Here is a 13,296-nt window from a genome sequence, read left to right on the forward strand (position 1 = left end):
ACCTTTAGAGCTCGCTAGCCTTTCCACTCGTACAGAGCTGGGATTTCTATCTTCTGCTGATTGAACTCTATGATCACCGATTGTGGCTTAATCTCTAGTAATTGAATGTCTTGTCCAATCCAATCTCCTTGCGCCACTTCTTGACCGTTCACTTTTACCCAACGCTTGGTTTCGCTGCTCGAGTACATATGGGTTTGTAGGTCTAACTTAGGAAGGACGCCTGATAAGCTATTGGTGTGCGTTTCCAACTCAATGACCTGAGAACCCCTTTGCCCTGAGGGTCTAGAATCCATCGGCTCAGGAGCGCTTTGTTGCTCCCCCATAATGGATTCAAGCTTCAATGCCAAATCAGGTGGCAACTCACTGAGGTCTAGCCCTTGCAGCAGATCACTGTCCGATTGTAAGTCACTATTTGATTGCTGATCAGTGCTTGATTGCAGAGCAGTCGTTTCATCACTCGCGCCTGGCTGAACGGATGACGATTCAGAACTGGCTGTCATTTGAGTGTTGTTATCAGCATTAGCGAAGATCACTGCTGAGCCACCAGCGGTGTTTGCACGATTAGCGCCAGAATCAATCTGTGCATACATCTCTTGGCGTGGCAATGCTTTCAACGGTTGGCTCGCCGGTGCAGGGCGAACGGTGAACAAGGCATCTTCTTCCTCAGACACGGCATCCATGCTTGCTATATCAGCATCCGCAATTTCAGGCTCAATGTCTGATTCAGTTTTAAATTCTGGCAGAGCGACATTGGCAGCTTGGTTCACGGCTTCTTGTTGTTGGATATACGATTGATAAGCCAAGACGCCACCCACCAACAAAGAAGGAACCAAGATTAAGAGTAGCCCCATCGCTAACGATGAACCTCGCTTGTTGCTCATCCCTTTTGCAGAATTAGGAACATGATGATTCTGGTAGCCTTTGAAGCTTGGTTTGCTAAGAGAGTGCTGATTAATAGAAGATGGCTTGTGAGACGGCTGTTTAAGTTCGTGCATAATACGTGACATTAGCTTTCGCCCCCTTCTAGTGACATCAGCTTAGGCGAATCGAGTTGAGCTAATCTCTGCAATCTTGCTAAGGTGCGCTTACCTGCAATGCCATCAACAGACATACCTTGCCACGTTTGAAATGCTTCGATTTTCATTTTTAACTCATAATCAAATACATCACTACCGGAAACAACCTCTCCTAATACTTCAGAAAGCAGTAGATCAAGCAAAGCAACCGCTTCACCTTGATAGCCCTCTTTAAGGGTCTCTCGCAGCGGCTGCTTCCAAATAGCGACGTAATCGCCTTGCCAGATTTGCTCTAAGGATTGCTTCGGCATCACCAACAGCTTTTCATTAACCAGCAACTCGACAGAATCCTTAGACACGCCATACAGCACAGCAAACACTGGCTTTTGGTCTATGTCGAGATTAAGTACCACAGGCACACCTAGTTCTAACAATGTATCCAAATTGGCCTGCTGCTGCTCACACACAAAAACACTTTGTGGCTCACTTAAGCACAATCCATCACGCAGTGAAGATTGATATCCCCACAGCGTATACAAGTCTTTGATAGCGAGAGAACGATTGGTCCCCTGCATCAAATGTTGTTGAATGTGTTGTGGCAATTCAAACTTGGCAGGTTTTGGCTCAGCAACCAACTTAGGAACATCTGATACCAAAGAACGCTGAGTACGTGCTAACACTTCCGTCTTTGCTTCATTTGATGCATCCGTAGGCAACCAAGCATTGATATAGCTTGGAGCGAAGTTAAAGGTCGCTATTGCAAGACCAACGCTTAACGTCGCAATCCCTGCGTATTGGAATAACTTAGGCGCGACACGAGAAGTTAGAGCTTTCTCGACGTGATACACATCGGCCTGAAAGGACATAACCTGCTGACACGCTCGGTTAACCGTTTCATTGCTCGGTAGCTGCTCACCGTCATGAAAAGCCAACTGCAGTGCTTTATCACACACCAAGTTAATGAGCCTTGGAATACCATGCGTATATTGAGCAATCAGCTTGATAGAACGGTTCGAAAACAACATCTGCTCGCCACCCGCCGTCTCCAAACGAAACGCGATGTACTTGCCCGTTTCTTCGGTATTAAGAGGCAGTAAGTGATAACGACCAGTAATGCGCTGTGCTAGCTGACGTAGCTGCGTGGTTTGTAAGTGCTGTTGTAATTCCGGCTGGCCGACCAACAGTACTTTTAACAGCTTACGATTGTCGGTTTCCAAGTTTGTTAGAAGGCGTAACTGCTCCAACACATCGGCAGCGAGGTGTTGGGCTTCATCGATCACCAATAGGGTTTGAATGCCTTCGGCATGGCTATCAAGTAGAAAATAATGAATAGCCTGACTGAGCTGTTTCAACGATGCTTGTTCTGGGTACTCGACCTCAAACTCATCGCAGATAGCTTCTAGTAAATCCGTATTTGAAAACGTAGGGTTAAGTATAAGGCCAGCCTGAGTATGACTATCCAATGAAGACAACATCGCCTTAGCGACCGTTGTTTTCCCTGTACCAACCTCACCAGTAAGCATCGCAAAGCCCCCACCCTCGCCTAAACCGGCTTGTAGGTTCTGCATCGCTTCTTGATGGCGCTGACTCAAAAACAAGTAGCGAGAATTTGGTACAATCGAAAATGGCATCTCAACGAAGCCAAAATATTCCTTATACATGTGCTGCCCTATAATTACGATTAATGGAAAGTACCATTGCTTGCAGTAAAGTCCAGCAGTGATAAAACATTTCGAGGTGATAAGTTGCAAATTTACGATAGCCTACCAAAAGACAACGGGCTACAACGCTATCTAGTCGGTGGAGCAGTGCGCGATAAGCTGCTCAATATTGATAGTTATGATAGAGATTGGGTCGTGGTAGGGAGTACCCCTCAAGAGATGGAAAACCTTGGCTTTACTGCTGTGGGAAAAGATTTCCCGGTATTCTTGCACCCAAAAACCAAAGAAGAGCACGCACTGGCTCGCACTGAGAGAAAATCAGGCTCTGGTTACACAGGCTTCGAATGTTACTTCGCGCCAGACGTGAGTTTGGAAGAAGACCTGATGCGTCGAGATCTGACCATCAACGCTATAGCTCAAGATGATAAAGGCCAACTTCACGATCCTTATCATGGCCAGAAAGATCTCTCGGATCGTATCTTAAGACACGTTTCAGACGCTTTTGTTGAAGATCCTCTTCGTGTGCTGCGTGTGGCTCGCTTCGCCGCCAAACTCCATCACCTCAACTTTACGGTTGCACCAGAAACCATGGTGATGATGAGCGAGATAGTTCAATCCGGTGAACTGGCACATCTCACTGCCGAACGAGTTTGGCAAGAGTGGCATAAATCCCTTAGTACTCCGCACCCTGAAGTATTCCTTTCGATACTTAAAGAGTGTGGTGCATTGGCTGTTGTGTTGCCTGAAATTGACGCGCTGTTTGGTGTACCTCAACCGGAAAAGTGGCACCCTGAGATCGACACGGGCATTCACACTCTGATGGTTGCTCAGCAAGCTGCGCGATTAAGCTCATCGTTACCCGTGCGTTTTGCCGCTCAAGTACATGATTTAGGTAAAGGCGTCACGCCAGAAAGCGAGTGGCCAAGCCACAAAATGCATTGCCATACAGGCTTAAAAATCATTAAGAAGCTGTGTGAAAGAGTCAGAGTGCCCAATGAATTCAGAGACCTTGCGTTGTTAGTGTGCGAGCAACATTCTAATATCCACCGCGCAGGCGAGCTCAAACCAACCACCTTTCTCAAGGTTCTCAACAAGTTCGATGTTTGGCGTAAGCCAGATAGGCTCGACGATATACTACTTTGCTGCCAGGCCGACCACGCAGGCCGAAAAGGATTAGAAGATCAGCCTTATCCTCAAAAAGCGCGCTTTGAAGTCGCCTACCAAGCGGCGCTTCAAGTCGAAGTAAAAGCGATCATTACCGATGGTTTTAAAGGCAAAGATATTCGAGAAGAACAAGAGAAACGCAGAGCCATCGCAATTGAAAACGCCCTATCAGAACTCGCTAGCAGTTAATCGTCGCCGCTCTACCTAAAACGTATAAAAAGCCCGCAGTTAAGCGGGCCTTTTGTTTCAATTCTTACAGCGAGACCGTTGCCTGTGTCTGTTACTGCATCATTAAGAAAGCAAACAGACCACAACCTAGAATCAGGCGGTAGATAACGAACGGTGTCATGCCCATACGAGAGATAAGCTTCAAGAAAAAGTGGATACAGATGTAAGCACTGATGAAAGACACCGCAACGCCCGTTAGCAAAGTGCCAACATGGATTGGATCACCGCTTGTCACCAACTTAAGACCTAAATAACCACCAGCCAGAGTGATGATTGGGATAGACATCAAGAAAGAGAATCGAGCCGCCGCTTCACGTGTGAAACCAAGGTAAAGCGCCGCGGTAATGGTTGCGCCAGAACGAGACGTGCCCGGAATGATCGCCATTGCTTGAGCAAGACCAATAAACAGCGCCTTTTTCCAACCCGCTTGGTATTCGTCATCGCGCAGGCTTGAGTTCTTGTCCACCCACCATAGCAATAGACCAAAGATAATCGTTGTCGTCGCGATCACCCACGCACTGCGTAAGTAAAGCTCAACAATATCTTTCATCAACAAGCCAAAGATACACGCAGGAATCGTCGCGAGAATGATCATCCACGCTAACTTCGCTTCTTTACTACGATCACCTTTAAACACTGAACCAAAGAATGCGCTCAACAGAGAGACCACTTCTTTACGGAAATAGATAACAACAGCTGCCAAAGTACCAACGTGGACAGCGACATCAAAAGCCAAACCTTGATCTTCCCAGCCTAAAACAGCTGAAGGAAGGATTAGGTGTGCAGAACTGGAAATAGGTAAAAACTCTGTAAAGCCTTGCACCAACGCCAATATAAACGCTTCAAAATAACTCATTACTTACCTTAAAAATTATAGTTTTATATCTACGACAGAGAGCGAGTCTAATTGCTGCATCTTCTGCCATATTTCACTGACGGTTCTTCCGTCTTGCGGGATCACTCGCGCAGGACAAAGATCATAAAGCGGCTGTGTTACAAAAGGATATTTGTAGATATCACTGCGTGGTAATTCTGGTTCACACTCAGAAACCTCCTCTCCAAACAGCACAATATCAAGATCGAGTTTTCGATCTTGTAGTTTGTGCGCATCTTGAGAGCGACCCCATTTAAACTCAATTTTACGCAGCTGCTGTGAAAATTCAGTCAATGAGAGTGACGTGTCGAGCTCTATCACAAAGTTATAAAACGGATGGCTATTAAAACCGACGGGCTCACAGTGATAGATTTTAGAGCATTTAAGGTTAGTCCCTAACGATTGAAGCTCTGTCCATGCCACCCTTGCATGCTTGTCGCGGTCTATGTTCGTGCCAACACCAACATAGGCTACTGTCATGCTTGACCTCGTTCGATGATCACACCAACGGCTTTTGCTTGTGGCACTGCGCCAGGTTTAGCCAATCGGATTTTAATCCACGGCACAGAGAACTGAGTCATAATAAGCTCTGCGACTTCTTCAGCAACACGTTCTACGAGTAGAAAACGGCCATTTGCAATGTGCTCAAGTACTGCAGTGCTCACTTTCGAATAATCCAAAGCATCAACCACATCATCACTCTTGCCTGCTGGGCGGTTGTCATGAGCCATTTCAATATCAAGCACCAGTTTCTGTTTGATCTCTTGCTCCCAATCGTAAACACCGATCGTTGTAATTACTTCTAGCTGCTCAATGAAAACTTTATCCAGTGCCATGACTTGTCCTTTTAGAGGTCGGATACCCAAATTGGGGAAAAAAACGTATTATTTGCGTAATTCGAGATATGATATCAATTACTCTTGGATTGAGCATTATTTTCCCATCGTTAGGCGTATAACCGTTAAAGGACAGACATGACCCCATTGGCACTTATCATGATCATTGCTGCCTACTTACTAGGTTCAATCTCTAGTGCGGTCTTGATATGCCGAGTTTTGAGGCTCCCAGATCCTCGAACAGTAGGTTCTAACAACCCAGGAGCAACCAATGTCCTGCGTGTTGGCGGTAAAGGCGCAGCAGCTGCCGTCCTTTTGTGTGACATGCTGAAAGGCACTATCCCTGTCTGGCTTGGCTACTACCTCAAGATCGACCCAATCATTCTTGGGGTTGTGGCAATTGCGGCGTGTCTTGGCCATATGTATCCGATCTTCTTCCACTTCAAAGGTGGTAAAGGCGTGGCAACCGCACTCGGCGCTATCGCCCCAATAGGGTTCGATCTAACCGGAATGATCATGGCGACTTGGTTAGTGGTCGCGTTTTTGTTTCGTTACTCTTCTTTAGCTGCACTGGTTACTGTGCTACTTGCCCCTTTCTACGCTTGGTTAGTCAAACCTCAATACACACTGCCTGTAGCCATGTTGTGTTGTTTGATCGTGTTGCGTCACCATCAGAATATCCGCCGCCTACTCGATGGCAGCGAACCAAAACTCGGACAAAAAAAATCGGCTTAAACTGTCACGTCTAAGCCGAACCATAATATTCAGTATTTAAAGCTTACAGCAGATGTTTATCTAAAAACGTCTTCAGCATTGTGTTCACAAACTCTGGTTGCTCTAACGAGCTAATATGACCAGCGCCAGGAATCACCACTAATTCACTGCCCGTAATGCAATCGTGCATTAAGTACGACTCAAGTACCGGACGTGGTTTATCTTCTTGTCCTACAGCAATCAAAACAGGCAGAGCAAAGTTCTCTACCGATTCAATCATGTCACGACGTCCAAACACCATTCGACCAATTCGTGCCACTTCTTCAGCGTTGTCACCCTCAAGAGCTGATAACTGCTGAGTAAACCCTTCCACTAAAGTTGGCGTGTTGGTTTGAGCATCATTAGCGAAGAACAGTGGAACAACCGCTTCAACAATTGGCTGAGGAACCGTCTTGGTTTGAGTGATGGTATCTAACATGCTGAAGTACTTAGCGTGAGCAACCTCTGGTTCTAAACCCACAAAAGTATCCATTAGAACCAAAGACTTAATACGTGCAGGTGCAAGTTCCGCTAACTCAGTCCCCCACATACCGCCAACCGATAAGCCAACCACTGAGAATTCTTCGATCTCTAAATGATCAAGCAGAGCCAAAACGTGCTGAGCGTAATCTTTCAAGTTACGCATCGAAGTGGGTGCTGCTTGAGATTCACCATGAGACCAAAGCTCTGGAACAATACAGCGATACTGAGTTTTTAACGCTTCGATCTGCGGCTTCCACATTGCACTATCCCAAAGGTAGCTGTGGCCGAGTACAACAACAGGGCCTTGACCTTCATCTAGGTACGCCATCGATTGATTGTCTACTGTGAACTTGTTCATTTTCTTCCCTAATCTCTATCAGCAATTATTTATCGACATACAGTCGGTAAGCTAGGATATAAAAACGGCCGCACAAGGCGACCGTTTATCGAAACACTATAGTCAATTACGCAATTGGCTCTAGCTGGTCAATAGGCCAACGCGGTGTGGCATGAACAGACAAATCAGCCGTTTCGCCATTCTTTAGGCGCTGCATACCCGCATAAGCGATCATCGCACCATTATCTGTACAGAATTCTGTGCGTGGGTAGTACACCTCACCACCGACTTTCTTAGCAAGAGCTTCAAGCTCAACACGCAGTTGTTTGTTGGCACTTACACCGCCAGCAATCACTATACGTTTCATGCCCGTTTCAACCAAGGCTCGCTTACACTTGATTACTAAGGTTGCACAAACAGCTTCTTGGAATGCATAAGCGATATCAGCGCGAGTTTGGTCATCATTATCGTTATCGCGAATGGTATTCGCTGCGAACGTCTTCAAACCAGAAAAGCTCATATCTAGACCCGGACGATCGGTCATTGGACGCGGGAACTTAAAACGACCCGGAGTGCCTTTTTCCGCCAAACGAGATAACAGTGGACCACCAGGGTAATCTAAGCCCATCAGTTTCGCGGTTTTATCAAACGCTTCACCCGCTGCATCATCAATCGATTCACCAAGGATTCGGTATTCACCAATACCTTTCACTTCTACCATCATGGTATGGCCGCCAGAAACCAGCAGAGCCACAAATGGGAATGGTGGTGGGTTATCTTCTAGCATTGGCGCAAGAAGGTGACCTTCCATATGGTGAACAGGCACTGCAGGCACTCCCCACGCATAAGCAATACTGCGACCAATCGTTGCACCAACCAGCAGTGCACCCACTAAACCAGGGCCAGCCGTGTAAGCCACACCATCAATGTCTTTCGACGTTAGGTTCGCTTCAGCTAATGCCGCTTTAATAAGAGGAATTGTTTTTTTCACGTGGTCACGTGAAGCTAGCTCAGGTACCACACCACCGTAATCGGCGTGCAGCTTTACTTGGCTATATAATTGATGAGAAAGCAGCCCTTGCTCATCATCATAAATCGCGATTCCTGTTTCATCACAAGAGGTTTCAATACCAATAATGCGCATAATTTTCTCGGCACGCTTTCGTCTAAAATGGGAAATTAGCGCAATATTACCCTGCCTAAGCTCTTCAAACAAATATTGTACAGACTATAATCGACAAAGTGCTTTACAAAGCCACTGTGATCGGATTAAAATTCCGCACCATTTTTGATCAAGCTGGTTAATGGCCAAACGCGAATAGAGAGTTAGCTCGATGGGTAACTTCTCTGATTTGGTACTGAGTAGCCAGCGATAATGAATAACCCCTGAGGTGAAAGGCATATGCCAATAGTTAAAGTACGTGAAAACGAACCGTTCGACGTTGCACTACGTCGTTTCAAGCGCTCTTGTGAAAAAGCAGGTATCCTTTCTGAAGTTCGCCGTCGCGAGCACTACGAAAAGCCAACTACAGTTCGCAAACGCGCTAAAGCAGCAGCTCAAAAGCGTCACGCTAAGAAGCTAGCTCGCGAAAACGCACGTCGCGTTCGCCTGTACTAATAACTTAATCCATAAGGACTGAGTTATGGCTCTTATTGAACAACTCAAAGAAGAGCAAAAATTAGCGATGAAAGCCAAGGACAAACCGCGCCTTGGCACTATCCGCTTAGCTCTTTCAGCAATTAAGCAACGTGAAGTTGACGAACGGATCACTCTGAACGACGACGACATTCTTGCTGTATTAGTTAAAATGGTTAAGCAACGTCGCGATTCTGTTGCTCAATATGAATCAGCAAATCGTCAAGATCTTGCTGACGTGGAAAAAGCAGAAATTACGGTACTTGAAGGCTTTATGCCTCAACCGCTAACTGATGAAGAAGTTATTGCACTACTTGATAGCGCAATCGCCGAAGCTCAACCAGCGGGCATGCAAGACATGGGTAAAGTAATGGCTATCTTGAAACCACAAATTCAAGGGCGTGCAGATATGGGGAAAGTTAGTGGTTTAGTTCGTTCTAAACTCGCTTAATCCCAAATCAAATTGCAACAAGCCGTGCAATCCTTCGGAACGCACGGCTTGTTTGTATCTGTAACCTATTCAAACTATTATTATCCACACTCTCAGTTAGTGCATTTTTCTAAGGTTTTATGGCAGGACACATCCCGCGTAGTTTCATCGATGATCTCCTAGCGCGTCTCGACATTGTCGACATTGTGGACGCACGCGTGAAACTTAAGAAAAAAGGCAAAAACTATGGTGCTTGTTGCCCATTCCACAACGAAAAGACCCCTTCTTTTAGCGTAAGCCAAGAAAAACAGTTTTATCACTGCTTTGGTTGTGGCGTACACGGTAATGCTATCGACTTCATTATGGAGTTCGAACGCCTCGATTTTGTTGAAGCTATTGAAGAGCTAGCCTCTTTCTTAGGCCTCGACGTTCCTAGAGAACAGCGCAGCGGCGAGATATCAACAGCACCAAGAGCCAACAGCGAACAAAAACGTAACCTCTACGATTTGATGGGCGGCATCAGTAATTTTTACCGCTCTCAACTGAAAATATCAGCCAACAAACCTGCGATTGATTACCTAAAGAATCGTGGCCTTTCGGGCGAGATCGTCCAGAAGTTTGGTATTGGTTATGTGGCCGATGAGTGGGACTTAGTTCGTAAGAACTTTGGCCAACAGAAAGAAGCCCAAGACATGCTCGTGACTGGCGGCATGCTAATTGAGAACGATAAAGGTAACCGATACGACCGATTCCGTGGACGCGTAATGTTCCCAATTCGTGATCGTCGTGGCCGTGTGATTGGTTTTGGTGGTCGTGTATTAGAAGACGGCACACCAAAATACCTCAACTCACCAGAAACGCCTATCTTCCATAAAGGTAAAGAGCTTTACGGCCTTTATGAAGTGCTGCAAGCCTACCGTGAACCGCCGCAAATACTTGTGGTTGAAGGTTACATGGATGTCGTGGCACTCGCGCAATATGGTGTCGATTACTCAGTAGCATCACTGGGCACCTCGACAACCGGCGACCATGTTCAAATGTTGTTCCGTCAAACCAGCACTGTGGTTTGTTGTTACGATGGTGACCGAGCAGGTAAAGAGGCCGCATGGCGCGCACTAGAAAACGCACTTGAGTATCTCAAAACCGGTAACACGCTTAAGTTTCTGTTCTTGCCCGACGGTGAAGACCCAGACAGCTATATTAGAGAGCATGGCAAAGCCGCTTTTGAACAACTGGTCCACAATGCGACGCCGCTTTCGACCTATTTGTTCGATAACCTGATTGAAATACACAAGTTAAACTTGGGAACAACCGAAGGGAAATCAGCACTGCGTGCACACGCCAGCGCCTTGATTAACAAAATTCCAGACAGTTACTTCCAAGAATTACTCGAAAAACTGCTCGATGAGCGAACTGGATTTGATAATCAATTGCGACGTGCGCGTGTTCATACACAGAACCCGACACCTCAACCGCATAAAGAGCTCAAGCGCACTCCAATGCGTGAAGTTATCGCTTTGCTTATCCAAAATCCGAGCTATGCTGATATGGTACCGGACTTATCAAGCGTCAAAGGCTTACAGTTGCCTGGACTAAGTTTATTCGTTGAAGTACTTGATAAATGCCACGCGCATCCCCATATCAACACAGGCCAATTATTAGAGCATTGGCGACATAATAAACATGAGGCACTTCTGTCTCGTCTCGCGAGCTGGGAAATCCCCCTCGACGAAGACAATCAAGAAGACATATTTTTAGATTCATTGGACAATATCCTTGCCCAGTGCGTTGAAAAACAAATTGAAAACCTGCAGGCCAAAGCAAGAAGTGTCGGTTTATCAGCCGAAGAAAAAAGGGAGCTACTAGCTTTAATGCTAGATCTAAAAGCGTAACCCTGTTTGATTAGTCAGCATTTAATAAATTTGTTAACATAATTGGTTTGCATTTGAGAATGCAACGTCCTTCACCAGACCTGAAGTTGGATATCATCTATGGATCAAAATCCGCAGTCACAGCTAAAATTACTTGTTATTAAAGGCAAGGAACAAGGCTATCTGACCTACGCCGAAGTAAACGACCACCTACCTGCAGAAATCGTGGATTCTGAACAGGTAGAAGACATCATTCAAATGATTAACGACATGGGTATCAAGGTAGTAGAAACTGCACCTGATGCTGATGATCTAGCTCTTAATGATGACGATGCCAATATAGATGAAGATGCAGCTGAAGCTGCTGCTGCTGCGCTTTCAAGCGTAGAGAGCGAGATTGGCCGTACTACTGACCCTGTTCGTATGTACATGCGTGAAATGGGTACAGTTGAGCTACTGACTCGTGAAGGCGAGATCGACATTGCTAAGCGTATTGAAGACGGTATTAATACCGTTCAACTATCCGTTGCTGAGTACCCAGGCACCATTCCATATATCTTGGAACAGTTTGACCGCGTACAAGCAGAAGAGATTCGCTTAACAGACCTAATCAATGGCTTTGTTGACCCAGACGACGATGGCACAGCTGCGCCAACGGCAACACACATCGGTTCAGAACTTGCTGAAACTGATCTGGAAGACGAAGACAAAGAAGAAGCTGAAGACGACGAGGAAGAGGAAGAAGAAGATACAGGTATTGATCCTGAGCTTGCTCTTGAGAAGTTTACAGCGCTTCGTACTAGCTACCAAAACCGTCAGCTAGCAATCAATGAATACGGCCACGAAAGCCCGAAAGCAACGATTGCAACAACAATGATGCAAGACGTATTCAAAGAATTCCGTCTGACACCAAAACAGTTTGACTACCTAGTAAATGAACTTCGCACTTCAATGGATCGTGTACGTACTCAAGAACGCCTAATCATGCGTCAAACGGTTGAGTACGGCAAAATGCCGAAGAAATCATTCATTGCCTTATTTACTGGCAACGAATCTAGCGAAGCATGGTTGGATGAAGTTCTTGCTTCAGATAAGCCATACGCAGAAAAAATTAAACGTAACGAGCACGACATTCGTCGTTCTATCCAAAAACTGGATATGATCGAACGCGAAACCTCTCTTACTGTTCAAAGCATTAAAGACATCAGCCGTCGTATGTCTATCGGTGAAGCGAAAGCTCGTCGTGCGAAGAAAGAGATGGTTGAGGCGAACTTACGTCTAGTAATCTCGATTGCTAAGAAGTACACAAACCGTGGTCTACAATTCCTGGATCTAATCCAAGAAGGTAACATCGGTCTGATGAAAGCCGTAGATAAGTTTGAATACCGTCGTGGTTACAAGTTCTCTACTTACGCTACGTGGTGGATCCGTCAAGCAATCACTCGTTCGATTGCCGACCAAGCTCGTACTATCCGTATTCCGGTTCACATGATCGAAACGATCAACAAACTAAACCGTATCTCTCGTCAAATGCTACAAGAGATGGGTCGTGAACCACTTCCGGAAGAATTGGCTGAACGCATGCAAATGCCTGAAGACAAGATCCGCAAAGTACTGAAAATCGCTAAAGAGCCTATCTCAATGGAGACACCAATCGGTGACGACGAAGATTCGCACCTAGGTGATTTCATCGAGGATACAACTCTTGAGCTTCCTTTAGACTCAGCAACGGCAACCAGCCTACGCGGTGCAACTAAAGACGTTCTTGCGGGCCTAACTCCTCGTGAAGCTAAAGTACTACGTATGCGTTTCGGTATCGACATGAACACAGACCACACTCTTGAAGAAGTGGGTAAGCAGTTCGACGTAACTCGTGAGCGTATCCGTCAAATCGAAGCAAAAGCACTACGTAAACTTCGTCACCCAAGCCGTTCAGAAACTCTGCGCAGCTTCCTAGACGAGTAATCACACGCTTTAATGTGATTAGCTTTTAAGCTTAAAATAGAA

13 protein-coding genes are annotated in these 13,296 nt (G+C 45.9%); 6 read left to right on the top strand and 7 right to left on the bottom strand.

From position 1 onward, the window contains the following. Nucleotides 1–14: 14 nt before the first annotated feature. Together AB4249_RS04430 and AB4249_RS04435 are read right to left on the bottom strand one after the other, a co-directional pair. On the bottom strand, nt 15–1,007 hold the full coding sequence (locus AB4249_RS04430; protein WP_017061416.1) for a general secretion pathway protein GspB: 993 nt from the start codon (nt 1,005–1,007) through the stop codon (nt 15–17). Beyond that, entirely contained in the window at nt 1,007–2,677 is a 1,671-nt protein-coding gene (locus AB4249_RS04435; RefSeq protein ID WP_372102380.1) for an AAA family ATPase, read from the bottom strand. Before AB4249_RS04435 ends, AB4249_RS04430 begins: the two co-directional genes overlap by 1 nt. A 36-nt stretch (nt 2,678–2,713) precedes the next feature. Between AB4249_RS04435 and AB4249_RS04440 the strand changes: the two genes are divergently transcribed. Then, on the top strand, nt 2,714–4,030 hold the full coding sequence (locus AB4249_RS04440) for a multifunctional CCA addition/repair protein (RefSeq protein ID WP_372102382.1): 1,317 nt from the start codon (nt 2,714–2,716) through the stop codon (nt 4,028–4,030). 91 nt (nt 4,031–4,121) lie between these two features. On the opposite strand, the gene AB4249_RS04445 is transcribed toward AB4249_RS04440, so the two are convergent. Genes AB4249_RS04445 through folB form a run of 3 tightly spaced genes read right to left on the bottom strand, consistent with a single transcriptional unit; the run spans nt 4,122 to nt 5,779 of the window. Then, nucleotides 4,122–4,925 carry an undecaprenyl-diphosphate phosphatase gene (locus tag AB4249_RS04445; protein ID WP_010434624.1) on the bottom strand — a complete coding sequence of 268 codons (804 nt, stop codon included), beginning with the start codon at nt 4,923–4,925 and terminating at the stop codon, nt 4,122–4,124. A 15-nt stretch (nt 4,926–4,940) separates the two neighbouring features. Continuing rightward, nucleotides 4,941–5,423 carry a 2-amino-4-hydroxy-6-hydroxymethyldihydropteridine diphosphokinase gene (gene folK / locus AB4249_RS04450; protein WP_017062921.1) on the bottom strand — a complete coding sequence of 161 codons (483 nt, stop codon included), beginning with the start codon at nt 5,421–5,423 and terminating at the stop codon, nt 4,941–4,943. Continuing rightward, nucleotides 5,420–5,779 carry a dihydroneopterin aldolase gene (folB, locus tag AB4249_RS04455; RefSeq protein ID WP_017061412.1) on the bottom strand — a complete coding sequence of 120 codons (360 nt, stop codon included), beginning with the start codon at nt 5,777–5,779 and terminating at the stop codon, nt 5,420–5,422. Before folB ends, folK begins: the two co-directional genes overlap by 4 nt. Nucleotides 5,780–5,917: 138 nt before the next feature. On the opposite strand from folB, the gene plsY reads away from it, so the two are divergent. Then, nucleotides 5,918–6,514: a glycerol-3-phosphate 1-O-acyltransferase PlsY gene (gene plsY / locus AB4249_RS04460; RefSeq protein ID WP_009847793.1), complete on the top strand. Its 597-nt coding sequence runs from the start codon at nt 5,918–5,920 to the stop codon at nt 6,512–6,514. 43 nt (nt 6,515–6,557) lie between these two features. Here the strand turns inward: plsY and AB4249_RS04465 are convergent, their stop codons facing one another. Together AB4249_RS04465 and tsaD are read right to left on the bottom strand one after the other, a co-directional pair. Then, entirely contained in the window at nt 6,558–7,373 is an 816-nt protein-coding gene (locus AB4249_RS04465; protein ID WP_372102384.1) for an alpha/beta fold hydrolase, read from the bottom strand. 106 nt (nt 7,374–7,479) lie between these two features. Next, nucleotides 7,480–8,496, bottom strand: a complete 1,017-nt coding sequence (tsaD, locus tag AB4249_RS04470; protein ID WP_017061410.1) for a tRNA (adenosine(37)-N6)-threonylcarbamoyltransferase complex transferase subunit TsaD — start codon at nt 8,494–8,496, stop codon at nt 7,480–7,482. 258 nt (nt 8,497–8,754) lie between these two features. Between tsaD and rpsU the strand changes: the two genes are divergently transcribed. From rpsU to rpoD, 4 genes are all read left to right on the top strand, one after another. Then, nucleotides 8,755–8,970, top strand: a complete 216-nt coding sequence (gene rpsU / locus AB4249_RS04475) for a 30S ribosomal protein S21 (RefSeq protein WP_004396009.1) — start codon at nt 8,755–8,757, stop codon at nt 8,968–8,970. A gap of 25 nt (nt 8,971–8,995) precedes the next feature. Then, the gene (locus AB4249_RS04480) at nt 8,996–9,439 is read left to right on the top strand and encodes a GatB/YqeY domain-containing protein (RefSeq protein ID WP_017069475.1); all 444 of its coding nucleotides are present in this window, start codon (nt 8,996–8,998) and stop codon (nt 9,437–9,439) included. 119 nt (nt 9,440–9,558) lie between these two features. Further along, on the top strand, nt 9,559–11,310 hold the full coding sequence (gene dnaG, locus AB4249_RS04485; protein ID WP_017069474.1) for a DNA primase: 1,752 nt from the start codon (nt 9,559–9,561) through the stop codon (nt 11,308–11,310). A 99-nt stretch (nt 11,311–11,409) separates the two neighbouring features. After that, the gene (rpoD, locus tag AB4249_RS04490; protein WP_010434608.1) at nt 11,410–13,254 is read left to right on the top strand and encodes an RNA polymerase sigma factor RpoD; all 1,845 of its coding nucleotides are present in this window, start codon (nt 11,410–11,412) and stop codon (nt 13,252–13,254) included. The last annotated feature ends 42 nt before the right edge of the window (nt 13,255–13,296 follow it).

Source organism: Vibrio sp. 10N.261.55.F4 (assembly GCF_041470465.1).
In the GTDB taxonomy this organism is placed as follows: domain Bacteria; phylum Pseudomonadota; class Gammaproteobacteria; order Enterobacterales; family Vibrionaceae; genus Vibrio; species Vibrio crassostreae_C.

Coding starts and splice junctions, on each gene's coding strand:
- AB4249_RS04430 (WP_017061416.1), bottom strand. CDS start 1,007: ATGTCACGTATTATGCACGAACTTAAACAGCCGTCTCACAAGCCATCT.
- AB4249_RS04435 (WP_372102380.1), bottom strand. CDS start 2,677: ATGTATAAGGAATATTTTGGCTTCGTTGAGATGCCATTTTCGATTGTA.
- AB4249_RS04445 (WP_010434624.1), bottom strand. CDS start 4,925: ATGAGTTATTTTGAAGCGTTTATATTGGCGTTGGTGCAAGGCTTTACA.
- folK (WP_017062921.1), bottom strand. CDS start 5,423: ATGACAGTAGCCTATGTTGGTGTTGGCACGAACATAGACCGCGACAAG.
- folB (WP_017061412.1), bottom strand. CDS start 5,779: ATGGCACTGGATAAAGTTTTCATTGAGCAGCTAGAAGTAATTACAACG.
- plsY (WP_009847793.1), top strand. CDS start 5,918: ATGACCCCATTGGCACTTATCATGATCATTGCTGCCTACTTACTAGGT.
- AB4249_RS04465 (WP_372102384.1), bottom strand. CDS start 7,373: ATGAACAAGTTCACAGTAGACAATCAATCGATGGCGTACCTAGATGAA.
- tsaD (WP_017061410.1), bottom strand. CDS start 8,496: ATGCGCATTATTGGTATTGAAACCTCTTGTGATGAAACAGGAATCGCG.
- rpsU (WP_004396009.1), top strand. CDS start 8,755: ATGCCAATAGTTAAAGTACGTGAAAACGAACCGTTCGACGTTGCACTA.
- AB4249_RS04480 (WP_017069475.1), top strand. CDS start 8,996: ATGGCTCTTATTGAACAACTCAAAGAAGAGCAAAAATTAGCGATGAAA.
- dnaG (WP_017069474.1), top strand. CDS start 9,559: ATGGCAGGACACATCCCGCGTAGTTTCATCGATGATCTCCTAGCGCGT.
- rpoD (WP_010434608.1), top strand. CDS start 11,410: ATGGATCAAAATCCGCAGTCACAGCTAAAATTACTTGTTATTAAAGGC.